The 18,147-nt window shown below is 72.1% G+C and carries 17 protein-coding genes; 7 read left to right on the forward strand and 10 right to left on the reverse strand.

All coding sequences use genetic code 11. The features are described 5' to 3' along the window. Positions 1-147 precede the first annotated feature (147 nt). From OG718_RS36415 to OG718_RS36435, 5 genes are all read right to left on the reverse strand, one after another. On the reverse strand, positions 148-1,506 hold the full coding sequence (locus OG718_RS36415; RefSeq protein WP_328846203.1) for an MFS transporter: 1,359 nt from the start codon (positions 1,504-1,506) through the stop codon (positions 148-150). A 135-nt stretch (positions 1,507-1,641) separates the two neighbouring features. Next, the gene (locus tag OG718_RS36420) at positions 1,642-2,226 is read right to left on the reverse strand and encodes a TetR/AcrR family transcriptional regulator (RefSeq protein WP_143631903.1); all 585 of its coding nucleotides are present in this window, start codon (positions 2,224-2,226) and stop codon (positions 1,642-1,644) included. Positions 2,227-2,328: 102 nt separating this feature from the next. Next, entirely contained in the window at positions 2,329-2,679 is a 351-nt protein-coding gene (gene nirD / locus OG718_RS36425) for a nitrite reductase small subunit NirD (RefSeq protein WP_328846204.1), read from the reverse strand. After that, the gene (gene nirB / locus OG718_RS36430; protein ID WP_306940227.1) at positions 2,676-5,282 is read right to left on the reverse strand and encodes a nitrite reductase large subunit NirB; all 2,607 of its coding nucleotides are present in this window, start codon (positions 5,280-5,282) and stop codon (positions 2,676-2,678) included. Before nirB ends, nirD begins: the two co-directional genes overlap by 4 nt. After that, positions 5,282-6,523, reverse strand: a complete 1,242-nt coding sequence (locus OG718_RS36435) for an NAD(P)/FAD-dependent oxidoreductase (protein WP_328846205.1) — start codon at positions 6,521-6,523, stop codon at positions 5,282-5,284. The genes nirB and OG718_RS36435 overlap by 1 nt, the downstream gene beginning before the upstream one ends. 309 nt (positions 6,524-6,832) lie before the next feature. Here OG718_RS36435 and OG718_RS36440 point away from each other — a divergent pair, with 309 nt between their 5' ends. The 4 genes from OG718_RS36440 (at position 6,833) to OG718_RS36455 (ending at position 10,026) form a co-directional block, all read left to right on the forward strand. Then, complete coding sequence (locus OG718_RS36440) at positions 6,833-7,129, forward strand: hypothetical protein (RefSeq protein WP_328846206.1); 297 nt, start codon at positions 6,833-6,835, stop codon at positions 7,127-7,129. A gap of 32 nt (positions 7,130-7,161) precedes the next feature. Beyond that, positions 7,162-8,460, forward strand: coding sequence for a sensor histidine kinase (locus OG718_RS36445; RefSeq protein ID WP_328846207.1), 1,299 nt, complete (start codon positions 7,162-7,164; stop codon positions 8,458-8,460). Positions 8,461-8,473: 13 nt separating this feature from the next. Further along, positions 8,474-9,124, forward strand: coding sequence for a response regulator transcription factor (locus OG718_RS36450; RefSeq protein WP_143631889.1), 651 nt, complete (start codon positions 8,474-8,476; stop codon positions 9,122-9,124). A gap of 116 nt (positions 9,125-9,240) precedes the next feature. After that, positions 9,241-10,026: a sulfite exporter TauE/SafE family protein gene (locus OG718_RS36455; RefSeq protein WP_143631886.1), complete on the forward strand. Its 786-nt coding sequence runs from the start codon at positions 9,241-9,243 to the stop codon at positions 10,024-10,026. Between the two features lie 12 nt (positions 10,027-10,038). Here the strand turns inward: OG718_RS36455 and OG718_RS36460 are convergent, their stop codons facing one another. Together OG718_RS36460 and OG718_RS36465 are read right to left on the reverse strand one after the other, a co-directional pair. Then, positions 10,039-10,635 (reverse strand): class F sortase, encoded by a 597-nt coding sequence (locus OG718_RS36460; protein ID WP_328847895.1) that lies wholly within the window; start codon positions 10,633-10,635, stop codon positions 10,039-10,041. Positions 10,636-10,793: 158 nt separating this feature from the next. After that, positions 10,794-11,318: a hypothetical protein gene (locus OG718_RS36465; RefSeq protein WP_143631884.1), complete on the reverse strand. Its 525-nt coding sequence runs from the start codon at positions 11,316-11,318 to the stop codon at positions 10,794-10,796. Between the two features lie 327 nt (positions 11,319-11,645). On the opposite strand from OG718_RS36465, the gene OG718_RS36470 reads away from it, so the two are divergent. Continuing rightward, positions 11,646-12,293, forward strand: a complete 648-nt coding sequence (locus OG718_RS36470; RefSeq protein ID WP_143631881.1) for an NADPH-dependent FMN reductase — start codon at positions 11,646-11,648, stop codon at positions 12,291-12,293. Positions 12,294-12,306: 13 nt separating this feature from the next. Here OG718_RS36470 and OG718_RS36475 read toward each other — a convergent pair whose 3' ends face one another. Both OG718_RS36475 and OG718_RS36480 read right to left on the reverse strand, forming a co-directional pair. Further along, entirely contained in the window at positions 12,307-13,239 is a 933-nt protein-coding gene (locus tag OG718_RS36475; protein ID WP_328846208.1) for an aminoglycoside phosphotransferase family protein, read from the reverse strand. 86 nt (positions 13,240-13,325) lie between these two features. Then, positions 13,326-14,450: a protein kinase family protein gene (locus OG718_RS36480; RefSeq protein WP_143631875.1), complete on the reverse strand. Its 1,125-nt coding sequence runs from the start codon at positions 14,448-14,450 to the stop codon at positions 13,326-13,328. A 152-nt stretch (positions 14,451-14,602) separates the two neighbouring features. On the opposite strand from OG718_RS36480, the gene OG718_RS36485 reads away from it, so the two are divergent. Further along, on the forward strand, positions 14,603-15,859 hold the full coding sequence (locus OG718_RS36485) for an AAA family ATPase (protein WP_328846209.1): 1,257 nt from the start codon (positions 14,603-14,605) through the stop codon (positions 15,857-15,859). Between the two features lie 83 nt (positions 15,860-15,942). After that, positions 15,943-17,655 (forward strand): VWA domain-containing protein, encoded by a 1,713-nt coding sequence (locus tag OG718_RS36490; protein WP_328846210.1) that lies wholly within the window; start codon positions 15,943-15,945, stop codon positions 17,653-17,655. Positions 17,656-17,658: 3 nt separating this feature from the next. On the opposite strand, the gene OG718_RS36495 is transcribed toward OG718_RS36490, so the two are convergent. Further along, positions 17,659-18,087, reverse strand: a complete 429-nt coding sequence (locus OG718_RS36495; protein ID WP_328846211.1) for a VOC family protein — start codon at positions 18,085-18,087, stop codon at positions 17,659-17,661. Positions 18,088-18,147 lie beyond the last annotated feature (60 nt).

The raw sequence follows: 18,147 nt of genomic DNA on the forward strand, positions 1-18,147 counted from the left end.
TTTCGGACATGGTGAGTTGAGGAACGCGGGTGTGAGCGAGCGCCAGAGGTGCGCGAGAAGATCGGCGGCCGGCGAGGGAACAGGGCTGGGCGAGGGAACAGGGTTGGGGAGGGGGACAGGAACGGGCGAGGTGAAGGCGGGCGAGGATCAGACGCGGGCGAGCCGCAGGGCCAGGGCGGCGGTGCCGAAGAGGGCCGCGGTCATCGCGAGACTCGCCGCGTCGCCGCCGACGCCGAGCAGCAGGGCGAAGACGACGGTCGGCCCGGTCTCCATCGCCGTGTTGTGCACTCCGCCCGCGAGCCCGGTCCGTTCCGCCGGCACCCGGTCGGTGGCCAGCACCGCGGCCCCGGCGAAGGAGCCGGCGACCCCGGCGGCCAGCAGGACGAGGCCGGGGAGGAGCCCGTACGCGTACGGGACCGAGTCGTTCAGTCCGAGGAGCGCGAGGAGTACGAGGCCCACGGCGCCGACGGCCAGCCCGGCACCGGTGAGGACGGGCGCCCCGTACCGGCCGATGAGCCGCCCGGCCACCCGGCCCGACGCGAGGAGCGCCACGGCGAACGGTACGAACGCGGTCGACGTCCGCAGCGCCGACCAGCCGCGTTCGTCCTGAAGGTGGAGCGAGAACAGCACGAAGACCGTGGCGGTCCCGGCCGCGGTGAGCGCGGTCGCGGCGAGCCCGAGCGCGCGCCGCCCGTCGAGCAGGAAGCCGGGCGGCAGCAGCGGATCGGGGGCCCGCCGCTCGACTCCGACGAACATGGCCAGCAGTACGACGCCGGTGACCAGCGGCGTCAGCACCCGGCCCGACGTCCAGGGCCACGCGTCGGTGAGCACGAGCCCGTAACTGGCGGAGGACAGCCCGGCCGTGGCCAAGAGCGCGCCGGGCAGATCGAGACGGGGGCGGGCCGGGTGCCCGGGCCCGCCTGTCCCGGAGTGGGGCCCGGCCGCCGCGGGCAGCACCCGGGGCGCCAGCGCGAGCGCCGCCACCGTCACGGCGAGCGGTACGGCGAAGGCCCAACGCCAGGACAGGAGTGCGGAGATGACGCCGGAGAGCAGATTGCCCGCCGTGGCGCCGAGGACGGACAGACCGCCCCAGGTGGCCATCGCCCCGCCGTACGCCGTGGGGGAGGGGAACACCGTCCGCAGCACCGCCATCGCGGCCGGCGCGATCAGGGCCGCGCCCGCACCCTGGACGAGCCGGGCCGTGAGCAGCGCGTCGTACCCGGGAGCGAGCGGGGCGGCGACCGACGCGAGCCCGAACACCAACAGCCCCGCGGTGAGCGCCCGTCGCCCGCCGTACCGGTCGGCGAGCCGTCCCCCGAACAGCAACAGTCCGGCGAACGTCAGCCCGTACGCCGCACTGAGCAGGATCAACTCCTCACGCCGCACCCCGAACTCCACCCCGATCCCGGGCAACGGCACAGCCACGGCGGCCAACGTGAATATCAGGGTGACCTGCACACCGCCGAGCAACACGAACGCAGCCCGACCGGAGCGAGGAGGTGCCATTGTCACAGCCACAAGTTCCCCCTAATTAGACCGATCGTTTCAATATGGGAGCAGCCGAAACGCGCCCTTCAGGGGTGCGAGGAACTGCGCGACAGGCCCCCACCGTTCCGCAGGCGACAGCGGGCGTGGGCGGTATCAGTCGAGCAAGGTCAGAGCCTGCTCGGCCGCATCCCGAACCCGCCCGGGCTCCGCCGTGGCCTTCCCGACCACCCGAAGCCCTTGCATCAACACCAGCAACATACGAGCCAGGGCCCGAGGATCCCGATCCTCCGCAAGCTCCCCCTGTGCCTGCGCCCGGACGAGCGCCGAGTGCATCAGCGTCTCGATGTGATCCCAGCTGAGCTCCACCAGCCGGGCCGCCGCCGCGTCGTGAGGTGCCAGCTCGGCCGCCGTGTTGGTGACGAAACAGCCCGCCCTCCGGCGGGCGTCGTCCGTCGCCTCGGCGGCGAACCGCCGCACCAGCGCGCGCACGGCGGGCAACGCGGCCCCCGCCTGCGACAACTCGCGCAGCGTCAGCGCGTCGCGCGACTCCCCGTACCGGTCGAGCGCCTTCAGGTACAGCTCGTGCTTGTTGCCGAAGGTCGCGTAGATGCTGGCGCGCCCGATGCCGAGATGCTCGACGAGATCCGCCATCGACGTCGCCTCGTAGCCGCGCCGCCAGAACAGCTCGAGAGCCGACTGCAGCGCGGCGTCCGGATCGAACTCCTTGGTCCTGGCCACGTACCGCAGCCTAGACCTTTCTGAAACGATCGGTCAAGATGAATCCGGTGCGATCAGGATGAAGCCCGGGGCGAGCGGGATGGAATTCGGCACTAGGGCGGCTTACAGCGCCCGCACCTCGTACGTCGCCACCCGCACCGTCTCGTCGTCCAGGCACTGGCCCGACTCCAGGTCGAAGCGCTGCTTGAGGAGCGGTGAGGCGACGAACGGGCGGCCCTGGTGGGTGCCCGTGAGTCCGCGGGAGAGGACCGCCGCGCCGGAGAACGGGTCGCGGTTGTCGATCGCGTACATGCGGCCAGTGCGGTCCAGGAAGAGTGCGACCTGGTGGCCGTCGGGGAGCAGCGCCGCCACCCCACGGCCGGGCAACAGCAGGGAGATGTCGCAGACGCTGAACCAGCCGTCGGTCAGCTGCAGTTGGACCTGCGTCGTGATCGTCTCGGGTGCGAGGGTCATCGCTGGGCGCTTCCTTCCAGGGGACGCGTGCCGATGGTCAGCAGCGGCAGGTCGGGCTTGATTTGGTCGCGCTCGGGGACGAAGCCGACGACCGGGTCGGGGGTGTCCGGAGCGTTCACGAAGGAGACGAAGCGGGAGAGCTTCTCCGGGTCGTTGATGGTCTCGGCCCACTCGTCGCGGTAGTTCGCGACGTGCGCCGTCATCAGGGACTCCAGCTCCTCGCAGATGCCCAGCGAGTCCTCCACGACCACCTCGCGGATGTGGTCGAGGCCGCCGGGGATCCGCTCCAGCCAGGTCGAGGTGCGCTCCAGGCGGTCCGCCGTGCGGATGTAGAACATCAGGAAGCGGTCGATCAGGCGGATCAGTTCGGCGTCGGAGAGGTCCTGGGCGAGCAGGTCGGCGTGGCGCGGGGTCGCGCCGCCGTTGCCGCCGACGTACAGGTTCCAGCCGTTCGCGGTGGCGATGATGCCGAAGTCCTTCGACTGGGCCTCGGCGCACTCGCGGGCGCACCCGGACACCGCCGACTTGAGCTTGTGCGGTGACCTCAGGCCCCGGTAGCGCAGCTCCAGGTCGATCGCCATGCGCACCGAGTCCTGGACGCCGTAGCGGCACCAGGTCTGCCCGACGCAGGACTTGACCGTCCGCAGCGACTTTCCGTACGCGTGCCCGGACTCGAAGCCCGCGTCCACCAACCGGGCCCAGATCAGCGGGAGTTGCTCGACGCGTGCGCCGAACATGTCGATCCGCTGGCCGCCGGTGATCTTCGTGTAGAGGCCGAAGTCCCGGGCCACCTCGCCGATCACGATGAGCTTCTCGGGGGTGATCTCGCCGCCGGGGATGCGCGGCACGATCGAGTACGAGCCGTTCTTCTGCAGGTTGGCGAGGAAGTGGTCGTTGGTGTCCTGGAGCGAGGCCTGCTCGCCCTCCAGGACATAGCCGTTGGCGCCGATCGTGGGCGCCAGCGAGGCGATGATCGAGCCGACCGTGGGCTTGCAGACCTCGCAGCCGTCGCCGCCGCGTGCGCTCTCGCGGCCGTAGCGGTCCAGGAGTTGCCGGTAGGAGGTGATGCGCAGGGCGAGGACGATCTCGTACAGCTCCTCGCGGGTCTGGGAGAAGCAGCCGCACAGGCCCTTGTCGACCTCGACGCCGGTCGCCTCCAGTTCGGAGGTGACGAGCTGGCCGAGGACCTTGACGCAACTGCCGCAGCCCGTACCGGCCTTGGTGCACTTCTTCACCTCGGGCACGGTCGTGCACTGGTGGTCGGTGACCGCGCCGCGGATCGCGCCCTTGGTGACGTTGTGGCAGGAGCAGATGATCGCCTCGTCCGGCAGCGAGGACGGACCGAGCTGGACGGGGGCGCCGGCGCCCGCCGGGAGGACGAGCTGCTCCGGGGAGATCGGCGGGACCGAGCCGGTGAACGCGCGCAGCGTGCCGTACGCCTCCGCGTCGCCGACCAGGATGCCGCCGAGCAGTTCGCCGTTCCGGCCGATGACCAGCTTCTTGTACGTGCCGGAGCGGGAGTCGGAGTAGACGACGTCGAGGCAGTCCTCGGAGGTGCCGTGCGCGTCGCCGAAGGACGCCACGTCGACGCCGAGCAGCTTCAGCTTGGTGGACAGGTCGGCGCCGGTGAAGGACGCCTCGTCGGTGGCGATGGTCGCGGCGGCCGTCTCGGCCTGCTCGTAACCGGGCGCGACCAGGCCGTACACCCTGCCGTCCGCCGCCAGTGCGCACTCGCCGATCGCGAACACGTGCGGGTCGTTCACGGTCCGGCACTGCTCGTCGACGGTGATGCCGCCGCGCTCGCCGACCGTCAGACCGCAGTCGCGGGCCAGCTGGTCGCGGGGGCGGACACCGGCCGAGAAGACCACCAGGTCGGTGGCGAGTTCGGAGCCGTCGGACAGCTTCATGCCGGTCACGGCGCCCGAGGCGTCCGTGACGATCTCCTGCGTGCCCACACCGGTGTGGACGCTCAGGCCCATGTCCTCGATGGTGCGCAGCAGGGCCGCGCCACCGCCGTCGTCGACCTGCACCGGCATCAGGCGCGGCGCGAACTCCACGATGTGGGAGGTGAGTCCGAGGCCCTTGAGGGCGCCGGCCGCCTCCAGGCCGAGCAGACCGCCGCCGACCACCGCGCCGGTCGTGCGGGTCTTCGCGTACTCCTCGATCGCGAGGAGGTCCTCGATCGTGCGGTAGACGAAGCAGCCCTCGGCGTCCTTGTTCGGCACCGGCGGTACGAAGGGGTACGAGCCGGTGGCGAGGACGAGCGTGTCGTAGTCGACTGCCAGGCCGGAGCGGGCCGTTACCCGCTTCGCGGCCCGGTCGACCGTCTCGGCCGGGTCGCCGATGTGCAGCTCGATCCCGTGGTCCTTGATGAACTCCATGTCCGTCATGGACAGTTCCTCGGGAGAGGTGCCCGAGAAGTACGAGGTCAGCTGAACGCGGTCGTACGCGGGGCGTGGCTCCTCGCACAGCACGACCACGCGGTGCGTGGCGGTCAGGCCGCGCTCGGCGAGCGCTTCGAGGAAGCGCTGGCCGACCATGCCATGGCCGACGAGCACGATCGTGGGGCGGGGGCCGGTCCCCACAAGTGCGGTCGTGGACATCAGGAGCCTCCATCGTTGGTGAGCAGGTGGAGCAGAGGGGCGCCGTCGGAGGGAAGCGGCTCTGCTCCCTCCCAGGCGCGGGCGAGCGCGCCTACGGTGCCGAGTTCGCCGACGAGGACCCCGCCGACCAGGCGGTCGTCGCGGACGACGACCTTGCGGTAGGTGCCGCGGGTGGCGTCGGTGAGCTGGATGACGTCGTCGCCGGGAAGCGGTGTGTGCTCCCCGAAGGCGGCGAGGTCCAGAGGGGTGCCGGAGGCGAGGGTGAGACGGGTGAGGGCGCGGGTGCCGGTGTAGCCCGCGGGGGCCCCGGCAGAATCCGTTCCCGAGTCCGTTCCGGCCAGCAGCTCGGCCAGGACGTCGGCCTGTTCGAGGGCGGGCGCGGCGAGACCGTAGACGTTTCCGTCGTGCTGGGCGCAGTCGCCGATCGCCCGGATGCGCGGGTCGGAGGTGCGCAGCTCGTCGTCGACGATGACGCCCTTGTGCACGGCGAGCCCCGCGTCCCGGGCGAGGCCCACCCGCGGGTGCACCCCGCAGGCCAGTACCACCAGGTCGGCGTCGAGGGCGTACCCGTCGGCCATCTCGACCGAGCGGACCGCCCCGTCGAGGCAGCGCACGCCGCGTACCCGGCTCTCGGTGTGCACCTCGACGCCGAGGTTCTTGAGGTGCCGGAGCACCAACTTGGACGCCGACGGGTCGAGCTGACGTTCCATCAGTCGTTCGCCCTGCTGGGCCAGCATCACCTGCGCGCCGCGCTCGGCGAGCGCGCGGGCCGCCGAGACACCGAGCAGTCCGCCGCCGATGACGACGGCCCTGGTGTCCGGCCGTACGGCCTTGGACAGGCCCAGGCAGTCGTCCATCGTGCGGAACGCGTGGACACCTTCGGGCAGTTCGTGCCGGTCCGGGCCGAACAGGCCGCGCAGGGGCGGAAGGACCGGGTTCGAACCGGTGGCCAGCACCAGCGTGTCGTATGCGATCACCGAGCCGTCGGCGAAGTGCACCTGACGTTCCGCGCGGTCGATGTGCACCGCCCGGCCACGGGTCAGCCGCTCGGGTGTCGGCAGCGCGATGACCTCGGGGGCGTATCGCCCGGCCAGGACCTCCGCGAGCAGGACCCGGTTGTACGGGGTGTGCTCCTCGTCGCCGATGAGCACGGCGGACACGCCGAGCTCTCCGAGCCTGCGGGCGAGACGTACGCCCGCGAGGCCGGCGCCGATCACCACCACACGCGTATTCGAGGTCATGCATCGCAGCGTGCGGTGCCGGTGTTACCCGGTCGCATCACCACTGTTTCCCGCGGGGAACGCTGCCCTCAGCGGGGCCGGGGCGCGGATGTGAGGGTTTTCGGCGGGCGGGGCGGGGGCGCGGTGAGGTCGCCCGGAACGGGCCCGAGGTGCGGTTATCCCCACCCCCGGGTGCCGTGCGAGCACCATCGATCGCGGGCCCGGAGCAGGGAAGTCTTGAGATGCCGGGGCACCCGGGCGCGGACCGCGCCCACACGGACACACACGGACACGCGCACGCACGCGGACAGATACACAGGGGAGCGACCCATGGACACCACCCAGCAGCCGTACGTCCGGGACGACACGGCCGTACGGACCTGGCAGGTCGTGCGCGAACCGTTCACGGCGCGGGCCTGGCGGCGGGTCGCGTACGCGCTGCCGGCCGTGCCGGTCGGGCCGGCCGGCCGGTGGCAGCGAGGGCTCGTGCGGCGCTTCCTGGACGTGGAGCGGTCCGGATCACCCCGGGGAGCCGGACGGGGCGGCTCCCCGGAGGAACCGGGCTCCTCGCCCGACCGCAGGGTCGCGGGATGTCCGACCGCAGGTTCACGCGATGCCCGACCCTAGGTTGCCGTGCTGCCCGACCATAGGTTGACGACATGCGCCGACTGACCGCCGCGCTCGCGCTCGACGTCCTGAGGCGTCCGATCGCCGCCTTCACGCCGAAGGCCCTCGCCGTACTCCTCTACGCCCTGATCGCGCTCCCGCTCGCCCTCGTCGGCTTCGTGCTCACGCTCGTGGGGCTGGTCGTCGGCGGAGCCCTGTCCGTGACCACGCTGGGCCTGTGGCTGCTGGCGCTGACAGTGCGGGGCGCGCTCGCGCTCGGGTCGGCCCAACGGGCCCTGGCACGGCGGCTGTTGGACCTGGAGATCGAGGAGCCGCCGACGCCTCCCGCGCGGGGCGTGCTCGGCAGAAGGCGGGCCCTGCTCCTCGGCCGGGCCGGCTGGCGGGCCGTCGGCTGCGCGCTGGCCACACCCTTCACGGCCATCCTCGGATACGTGGCGGTCCTGGGCGCGTACGCGTACGGGGCCCAGAGCGCCCTGCACCCGCTGCTCAAGCGCTGGAACCACCACACCGTGCGCGACGGCGACTCCGTACGGCACGTGTCGCTCGAAGTCCTCGGCGTCCAACTCGACTCCTGGCCGCGGTGGCTGATCCCGATGGTGGCGGGACTCGTCCTCCTGGCCGCCGCCCCCTGGCTGCTGTGGCACGCCCTCGCCCCGCACCGCGCGCTGCTCGCCGCCACGCTCGGTCCGAGCGACGCGGAGCGCCGCATCCGCACGCTGGAGGAGACGCGCGCCCAGGCCGTGGACGACGCGGCGGCGACCCTCCGCCGTATCGAGCGCGACCTGCACGACGGCACACAGGCCCGGCTCGTCGGGCTCGCGATGCATCTGACGATGATCCGGGAACTGGTCGGAGCGGACGCCGACCGCGAACGGCTCCTCGCGGTCGTCGACACCGCGCAGGGCAACGCCAAGCAGGCCATCGCCGACCTGCGCCACCTCGTCAAGGGCATCCACCCTCCCGTACTGGACCAGGGCCTGGACACGGCCCTCGCCACCCTCGCGGCCGACAGCGCCATGCCCGTCGAGGTCGTCACGGACATCGAGGCCCGCCCCGCGCCCGCCGTCGAGTCCATCGCCTACTTCTGCGCCGCGGAACTCCTCGCCAACGCCGCGAAACACAGCGGGGCGGCCGGCGCCACGGTGACGGTGACCGCCCGCGCCGGACTGCTGCGGCTCACCGTCCACGACGGCGGACGCGGCGGCGCGGCGATCGGCGCGGGCTCCGGGCTCACCGGTCTGCTGACCCGCGTACGGACCGTCGACGGCACGCTCACCTGCGACAGCCCGCCGGGAGGCCCTACGGTGGTCACGGTCGAGCTGCCTTACTGATCACGGGGGCCGTATGCGCGTTGTCATCGCCGAGGACTCCGCCCTGCTGCGCGACGGGCTGGCCCAGCTCCTCCAGCTGCGGGGCGTCGAGGTCGCCGCGGCCGTCGGGGACGCCGACGCGCTGCTCGCCGCCGTGGCCGAGCACCGCCCGGACGCCGCCGTCGTCGACATCCGGCTGCCGCCGACCCAGACCGACGAGGGACTGCGGGCCGCCGTACGCCTGCGCGCGGACCACCCCGGCACCGGGGTGCTGATCTTCTCCCAGTACGTCGAGACGAAGTACGCCGCACAGCTCCTCGGCACCAACCCGGGCGGCGTCGGCTACCTGCTCAAGGAACGGGTCGTCGACATCGGGGAGTTCGTGGACGCACTGGAACGGGTCGCAGCCGGCGGCACCGCCCTCGACCCGGAGGTCGTCGCCCAGCTCTTCGGCGCGAGCCGCCGCGCCACCGCCCTGGACGCCCTCACGCCCCGCGAACGCGAGGTGCTCGCGCTGATGGCCGAGGGCCGTACGAACCACGCCGTCGCCACGTCCTTCGGCGTCTCGGAACGGGCCGTCGAGAAGCACATCGCCAACATCTTCACCAAGCTCGGCCTGCTGCCCTCCGACACGGGGAACCGGCGGGTGCTGGCGGTCCTGCGCTACTTGGAAACGGCGGGCTGAGCGCCTGGAATCGGTGAGCCGAGCCCTCCCGCCCGCCGGCCCCCGAACCTCTGAAGATCCTCAAGGCTCACAGGATTCGTGGACGGCACATCTACCTCGTCCATAGGGTCGCGATCATGCCCGACATATCGCTGACCATGGTCGTCGTCCTGTGCCTGACCGCTCTCGCGGCGGGCTGGATCGACGCGGTGGTGGGCGGCGGCGGGCTCCTGCTGCTCCCCGTACTGCTGCTCGGGCTGCCGAACTCGGGCTCGGCCGCCCAGTACGCGCTCGGCACCAACAAGGCCGTGGCGATCGTCGGGACCACGGGCGCGGCGGTGACGTACGCGCGCAAGGCGCCCGTGGACGTCGGCACGGCCGTACGGATCGGCCTCGCGGCCCTCGCCGGGTCCTCGGCCGGTGCGCTCGTCGCCGCCGGGATGAGCACCGACGTGCTGAAGCCGGTGGTCATGGTCGTCCTGCTCGGCGTCGGCGCCTTCGTGATCCTGCGGCCCGCCTTCGGCACCGCGCCCTCGACCGCGCCCGTCTCCCCGCGCCGCGTCCTCGCCGCGATCGGCCTCGCGGGCCTCGGCATCGGCTTCTACGACGGGCTCGTCGGGCCCGGCACGGGAACGTTCCTCGTGCTCGCCCTGACCGCGCTGCTGCACCTCGACCTGGTGACCGCCTCCGCCACCGCGAAGATCGTCAACTGCTGCACGAACGCGGGAGCGCTCGCGATGTTCGCCTGGCAGGGCACGGTGTACTGGCAGCTGGCCGCCCTGATGGCCGTCTTCAACCTCGTCGGCGGAATGGTCGGGGCGCACACCGCGCTCAAGAAGGGCAGCGGGTTCGTCCGGATCGTGCTGCTGACGGTGGTCTTCGCGCTGGTGGCGAACCTGGCGTACCAGCAGTGGTTTGCGTGATCCACCGGTGATTCAGCGGCTGCCCGTCAGATGGGCGAAGACGACCACGTTCCCCTGGTAGCCCGTCGCCTCCGAATAGCCGCCGCCGCAGGTGATGACACGCAGCTCCGGGCGCCGAGAGGCCCCATACACCTTCTCGTCCGGGAAGTCCTGCGCGTCGTACGCCTCGACCGCGTCGACCGAGAAGAGGGCGACCCTGCCGTCGCGGCGCTCGACCTCGATGGTGCTGTCCTTCTCCAGGGCGCCGAGATGGTAGAAGACGGCGGGCCCTTCGGCGTTGTCGACGTGGCCGGCGACGATCGCGGTGCCCGTCTCGCCCGGCGCGGTACCGGCCTCGTACCAGCCGGCGAGGTTCGCCCGGTCGGCCGGCGGCACGTCGAGGCTGCCCTGCGGGGTGAGGCCGAGGCCCAGGAGGGGGGCGTCCACCCGGATCGAGGGGATACGGACGCGTTCGGGCGGGGCGGGCGGCAGCGCGGCGGCAGCGGGCCGGTCCACATGGGCGCCCGCACGCCCCTGCGCGGCCGAGGGCTGCGGCGGGGCATGCGTCTCGGCCCCGCTGCGCAGCAGCCAGGCACCGGAGAGGAGTGAGACGAGTGTGACGGCGACCATCGAGATGGTGGCGAGCCGGTGCACGTACGTCTCCTCTCCTGGGGGCGGCTGGGGTTCCCGAATCCCTGGTCCCGCGTCCCCCTCCGGGCCACGAGGGGCGTCGGGCCCGGAGGGGGAGGGGACGGCGGTACCGGCGGACGGACAGCGGAGGGTGTCCGTCAGATCCCGTCGCCTCTCGCCCGGCGATGCAGGAGCCAGGTACCGCCCGCGGCGGCGACGGCCAGGGCCGCCACTCCCGCCGCGGTCTGCACGGGGTCGGGGCCGAGTGTGCCGCCGACCCCCGTCTTCACGCTTCCTCTCGGGTGGACCTGCTGCCCGCTCTCCTCGGTGGAGGTGAGCGTGACCACCAGGTCGCCCGTCATCCGCTTGCCGCTCGAACAGCGCGCGACGATCTCGTACGTGCCGGGCTGGGCGGACGGCGGCACCCGGAACAGCCCGACCGCGTCGCCCTCGTGCGCGCTGGGCAGCAGCGTGAAGGCACCCGCGCCGACGGCACCGGCGTCACCCGACACCGCGTCCGCCGCACCGCACGCCGCCGTGTTCACCGTGACCTCGGCGCCGGGCGCGACCGTGGCCGGGTACAGCTCGATGGACCCCGTTCCGGCGCCGTACGCGGGGGCGGCGGCGAGGGCCACCGCGGCGACGGCGAGCGCGGTACCGGTCAGCGGACGGGCTGTGCGCATCGTTGCTTGCTCCTCCGAGAGGGCACGACCCGCGGCACCCCCATGTGCCGCTGCGTCGGTCACGCCCCTGCCCTACCGAGGAAAGTGGCAGTCGGGGACACACGCCTCCTGATGAGGCGTCAGAATCGATGTGAACGGGTGTCAGGCGGAGGCTTCGGGCGGGCCGTCCGGGGATGTTTCGGCAGGTCATCGGCGTGTCGCCACCACATCCGCAAAAAGAACCCGAACGGAACGGGTGGCGCGTGTGAACGGGTGACCGGCCCTCCCGGGCGACCACCCGACCGGCCGACTTGACCTGAAGTTTGGTTGAGGTATGAGGCTGGGCCCATGAACTCCACCACAGAGGTTCCAGTCGCCCTCCCCGCGCCCGCGTCCCTCCCGGCGCCCGTCTCCCTTCCCGAGCCCCTGAGGATCGCCGTGATCGTCGGCAGCAACCGGGAGGGCCGGTTCGGTCCGGTCGTCGCGGAGTGGCTGCTGAGCCGGATCCGGGACCGGGCCGATCTCGCGGTGGACGTCGTCGACGCCGCCGACGTACACCTGCCGACGGCTCTCTCCCACTCCCCGTCCGCCGAGGTGACCGCCGAGCTGGGCAAGGTCACCCCGCACCTGGCCGCCGCCGACGCCTTCGTCGTCCTCACCCCCGAGTACAACCACTCCTTCCCCGCGTCCCTCAAGACCCTCATCGACTGGCACTTCCACGAGTGGCGCGCCAAGCCCGTCGCCTTCGTCTCCTACGGCGGCCTCTCGGGCGGTCTCCGAGCCGTCGAACAGCTCCGCCAGGTCTTCGCCGAACTCCACGCCGTCACCGTCCGCGACACGGTGTCCTTCCACAACGCGGGCGCGTCCTTCGACGACCAGGGCCGCCACAAGGACCCCTCGGCACCGGACGCGGCGGCGAAGGTGATGCTGGACCAGCTGGCGTGGTGGGGGCTGGCGCTGAGGGAGGCGAAGTCGGTCCGGCCGTACGGGGGCTGACCGGAAGCGAGCCTCAGCCCTCGGCTCCAGCCCCGGCTCCGTACTCGGCCAGCGCCTCCCTCACCGCTCGGTGTGCCACGGCGGCGAGTACGGGATTGGTGACCCGGTAGTGGTGCTCCGCCACCAGGCCGAAGCACAGGGCCCAGCCCCGTCCCCGCGCCCAGGTCGCGTCGTCGACGTCGGCCGCCTCGCGGAACAGGCCGCGGGTCTCGGCGGTGAAGACGGCCCAGGCGGCGAGTACGTCGGCCGCCGGGTCGCCGACGCCGAGGCCGCCGAAGTCGATGACCGCGCTGAGGCGGCCTCCGTGGGCGAGCAGGTTGCCCGGCAGGAGGTCGCCGTGGAGCCAGACCGGGTCGCCGTCCCACTGGGGGAGCCGCAGGGCCTCTTCCCAGGCGGCGGTCGCCAGGTCCGCGTCCAGCGTGCCGGCCGCGCCCAGGTCGCTGATCGCGGCACGGACGTCGTCCTCGCCGTCGTCCGTGAGGGGCCCGCCACGCCAGGACGGCGACCCGCCGGTGGCGTCGACCTTCCGCAGTGCCGCGACGAACCGGCCCAACTCGACGGCCGCGTCGGCGAGTTCGGCCCGACCTGTGAGAGGCGCGTCGTAGATGTTGTCGCCGTCGAGCCAGCGGAACACACCCCACGGCAGCGCGTACCCCTCGCCCGGCGCCCCCTTGGCGATCGGAACCGGCACCGCCAGCGGGAGGTGCGGCGCCAGACGTGGCAGCCACCGCTGCTCCTTGTCCACCTGCCGTGCCCCGCCGGGCAGTCGCGGCAGCCGTACGACCATGTCGTCGCCCAGCCGGTACATGGCGTTGTCGGTCCCGGCGGAACGGACCTCCCGGACGGGCAGCTCCGCCCACTCGGGGAACTGCTCCGCCACCAGTCGGCCGACGAGCGCAGCGTCGATGTCGAGTTCGTCGGCGTGCATCTTCGTCTTCGGCGGCATGGGTCTCCGTAGGTCGGTCGTGGGCGGCCGTGGTCAGTGTGGTCGGCCGTGATCTGTCGTAGGGCAGTCGTCAGGAGTCGGCGCGGTCAGGAGACGAACAGGCCGTGGCCGGCGCCGATCCGGTGGATCTCCTCAAACGGATACGGGGTTCGCCTGCTCTCGTTCTGGAGAGTGCGGCTGAAGTCCGCGAACACCGATGCCAGTGGCGCGTACCGCGTCACGATCGCCGCGGCGGCATCGGGGAGTTCGGCGGGGTGCGCACCGTGGGCGCAGGCGCGGATCATTTCCTCGCGCTCGTCCCTCCCGTACTCGTAGACGGCGGTGATCAGCCATTTCACCAGGTAGGTGATCGTGTAGCAGCGGTCGTACGTCCGGTGCCGTTCGAAGAAGCGGGTGTGCTCCGGGGAGAGGCCGAAACCGGAGGACAGGGCCAGGCCGAAGTCGGCGAAGTACAGGCGTCGGCCGTCGGTCAGGATGTTCTCGAAGTGGGCGTCGAAGTGGATGAGCCCGCGCGAGTTCATGAAGGACGTGCCCGAGTGCAGGGCCTCGTCCACCCAGGTGCACGCCCGGTCCGCCGACTCGCCGCCCTCTCCGATGCGTTCGCCGAGCCATTGGTGGAGGGTCTGCGGGACGTACTCCAGGAAGAGGGTGAGGCTCGCCGAGGCCCCTCGGAGCCCTTCCAGCCGACGGCGCACTTCCGGGCTGCCCTCCCAGAACGCGACGACCCGCTCGACGTCGGCGAGCTCTTCGGGGAGGGCCGGTGCGTCGCCCGAGCCGTCCGCGTCGCTGGCGTAGTCCGGCAGCACGCGCCAGTGGTACGTCAGCGGAAAGCCCTGGAAGTCGTTCGCGAGCACCCAGTCCGTGGTCATCTCGTGCACGGCCAGTTCCTGCCAGGCTCCGAAACCGGGCCCGCCGATGCCGTAGTGGCAGATGGCGGGCAGGCCGTAGACGTTCGCGGTCGACCGGACGTTCTCCGGCAGCGTGTCCGCCGCGGTCAGGGGCACGCGCTTGACGAAGACCTGGGTGCCGTCGACATCCAGGAGCGCCGACCGCCCGCCGATGCCGGAACCGAGCGGCGCCGCTTCGCGCACGAGGGCGTCCAGTTCGTCGTCGCCGTACTTGTCCAAAGCGGCGGAGACGGCGCTGTACGTGGCCAGGCGCGCGCCGTGCGACCTGCTGGACGTGTCACCGAGGAACCGGGAATCGGGCATTGGCTCAGAGTTCCACAGGGGTATGCCCGGAGACATCGGAAATCGCCACGCGATGATCTCGGGGCCCGGACGGCTCTATCTTGCTTGGACAAAGGGCGGAGGGCGGCCGGTCTCGTCATCCCCAACGGGGCCGCACAGGCAAGGAGTTGGATATGGGCGCGCAGGACGGGCCGGACACAGCGGACACACCGGATGCATCGGCATCGGCATCGGATGGACCGGACGCGCAGGACACGGCCAGGAGGCTGCGGGCGATCGGCGACGAGTTGTCGGACCGTTTCTACGAGCGGGCCGACGTGGTGCGGACGTTGCTGGTGACGCTGCTGGCCGGACAGCACTCGTTGGTGCTCGGCCCGCCCGGGACGGCGAAGTCCGAGCTGGCCCGGGAGCTCACGGGCAGGTTCGAGGGGGCGGCCTACTGGGAGATCCTGCTGTCGAAGTTCACCGCGCCGACGCGGATGTTCGGCCCGATCGACGTCGCCGCGCTGGCCCGGGGCGAGTACCGCCAGGTCTACGAAGGCCGTGCCACGACCGCGCATGTCGCGTTCATCGACGAGATCTTCAAGTGCTCCACGGCGGCTCTGAACGAGACGCTGGGCTACCTCAACGAGCGGATCTACCACCCCGAGAGCGGTGGCGAGCCGATCCGCTGCCCGCTGATCGGGGCCATCACGGCGAGCAACGAACTGCCCAGCGGGGACGACACGGCCGCGATCTACGACCGGCTGCTGGTGCGCATCGAGGTCGGGTACCTGGCCGACCCCTCGAACTTCGCCGCGCTGGTCCGCTCAGCCGTCAGCCGCCCGGCGCCGCAGACCCGGACCACCGTCGAACTGTCCGCGCTGCAGCACGCCGTGACCGAAGCCGTCCCGGCCGTGGACGTCCCCGACATGATCGTGGACGCGGTGTGCACGCTGCGGGCCGCCCTGCGCCGCAGGGAACTCGTCGCCTCCGACCGCCGCTGGCGGCAGGCGGTGGGCCTGCTCCAGGCGTCCGCGTACCTCGACGGCCGCCCGGAGGTCGCCGAGACCGACCTTTCGGTGCTGACCCACGTGCTGTGGGATTCGCCCGCCGAGCGTCCGACCGTCGAGCGCGAGGTGCTGCAACTGGTCAACCCTGACGCCAAGGAGGCGCTCGACCTGGCCGACGACATCGAGGAGCTGGAGGCCCAACTCGACGCCATGGCAGGGCAGTCCCGCGAGGCACTGAGCGAGTGGGTCATCAAGAAGGCCCACAACAAGCTCGCCATGGCGGGCAAGCGGCTGGAGAAACTGCGCGAGGAGGCGGCGGGCGCCGGCCGCTCCACCGCCGCCATCGACCGCGTCACCGGCCGCCAGCGCGCCGTCCGCGCCCGCGTCCTCACCGAGGCCCTCGGCATGGACGCGAGCATGGTGCAGACGCAGCTCTGAGGACCGGGGGCGCTGCGGGTACTGAGGACACCGGGGGCACCGAGGGAACCAGGGGCACTGGCGGATGAGGGATCAGGACGACCATGGGTGAGACACCGAGCACGCTCGACGAGCTGGCCCGCCGGGCCGGGAAGTGGCTGAGCCTGTCCGCCGCCGCTCCCGAGCGGCACACCGCCGCCGTGGTCGCGGACCGGTTCGACCGGATCACCTGGCGCGACACCTACGAGCAGTCGGCCGCACTGCGCGAACTGGCCGAGGAGCTGAACGGGCGCTACGCCCACGCCTACGCCCACACCTACGGCCGCAGCCACGAAGAGGCCCACGGCCGCCCCTCCGCCCGCCCGTACGACCACACCACTGACCTCCTGACCGACGCGTTCCTGGCCGCCTACAAGGTCAACCCGCGGTTGCGCGAGCGCGCGGAGATGGACCCCTCCCGGCTGGTCAACCACCAGGTCGTCACGTCACTGGTGGAGTCGCCGGAGTTCGCCGAGCTGCGTCGCGAGACGGCCGGCGACCCCTACGCCGCCGCCATGGCCGTGCTCGCCCAGGCCGCCGCGCTCCGCCGGATGCTGGAGCGCTCCCGGAACGCCCAGGACAAGGCCGAGCAGGCGAGGAAGACCCGGCAGGACGCCGAACGCGCGGCGACCGCCGTGGCCGAGGCGCTCCAGCAGGCGGCCGACGAGGGCGACGAGACCGGCGGGGCCGACGAGGACGGCGCCGTGCAGACCCCGGACGCCGCCGACGCCGTACAACAGGCGATCGAGGCCGCCGAAGCCGTCGAAGACGCTGCGCGGGAGGCCGCCCAGAGCGCCGCGCAGGCCCTCACCGCGGTGGCCCCCGGTATCCGTGTGGCCGCGCGGGCCGCGGCGGCGACGGCCGCCGAGGGTGCCCGGTCAGAGGCCGCGCTGATGCGGGCGTGGGGCGTCGGACCCGGCGAGCTGGAGCGGATGCCGTTCGACCGGCGGGCCCGCCTCGCCGAGCGGCTGCGCACCGGCCGGCTCGCGGAGTGGGCCGAACTGATCGGCCGCTTCCGGCAGATGGCCGACGGCGAGCGCGCCCGCAAGGTGGAGGGCGCGACCGGCGAGCTGGTCGGCGTCACCCTCGGCAACGACCTCTCCCGCGTCATCCCCTCCGAGCTGGCCAACCTCGGCCTGCCCGCCCTGCGTGCGGTGTTCGCCGCGCGCTACGCCGCCGGGGAGCTGATGCTCTACGACAGCCAGGGCGAGCAGAGGACCGGCCGGGGCGCGATCATCGCGTGCGTGGACACCTCGCACTCCATGTACGAGGCCGGGCCCGGCGGAATCACCCGGGAGGCGTGGGCCAAGGCGTGCGCCCTGGCCCTGCTTGACCAGGCCCGGCACGCGGGGCGTGACTTCGTCGGCATCCTGTTCTCCGCCGCCGACAGGCTCAAGGTCTTCCGCTTTCCGGCCGACAGGCCCGCCGACGTCGCCCAGGACCTCGACTTCGCGGAGACCTTCCTCGGCGGCGGCACCAGCTACCAGAGGCCGCTGTCGGCGGCCGGTGCTTTGCTGGAGGAGGAGTTCAACGACGCCGCCCGTATGCGCGGCGACATCGTGATGCTCACCGACGACGACTGCGGCGTCACCGAGGAATGGATGCGCGGCTGGAACGAAGCCAAGCACCGGCTGGGCTTCCGGGTCTTCGGCGTGGCCATCGGCGCCCCGCGCGTCGCGGAGGCCGACTCGGTCCTGGACGCGCTGTGCGACAACCTCCGCGCCGTCGAGGACCTCACCGACGTCCACGCCGCCGCCGATCTCTTCCGCGTGATCTGACCGTCAGGGGCGGGCGTAGGGCCGGGTCAGGATCTCCATGTTGTGTCCGTCCGGGTCGGCGAAGTAGGCGCCGCGGCCACCGAACAGGTCGTTGGTCCGGCCGGGTTCGGTGTGGGTGGGGTCCGCGTAGTACGTGACCCCGAGGACCTCCAGGCGGGCGATCATGGCGTCGAAGCGGGTGTCGGGCACGAGGAACGCGTAGTGCTGGGACTGGATCGGCCCGTCCCTGAACTCGTAGTAGTCCAGGGTCACGCCGTTGCCGAGGTCGACGGGCAGGAAGGGCCCGAAGGGGGCGCCGACCTTCAGCTCCAGGACCGCGGCGAGGAACTCGGCCGACAGCTGCCGGTCCGTCGCGTAGACGACGGCGTGGTTCAACTGGGCTGTGGTCGTGGGCAGTTCGGGGCTGTTCAGGTGCTGCTGGTCATGTGACATCAGTGAGGTGTCTCCGGGTCTTCGGATGCGTGCGCCGATGGGCGCGTGTACGCGCATGGG

Origin of the sequence: Streptomyces sp. NBC_00258, assembly GCF_036182465.1 — a bacterium.
Taxonomy (GTDB): Bacteria; Actinomycetota; Actinomycetes; order Streptomycetales; family Streptomycetaceae; genus Streptomyces.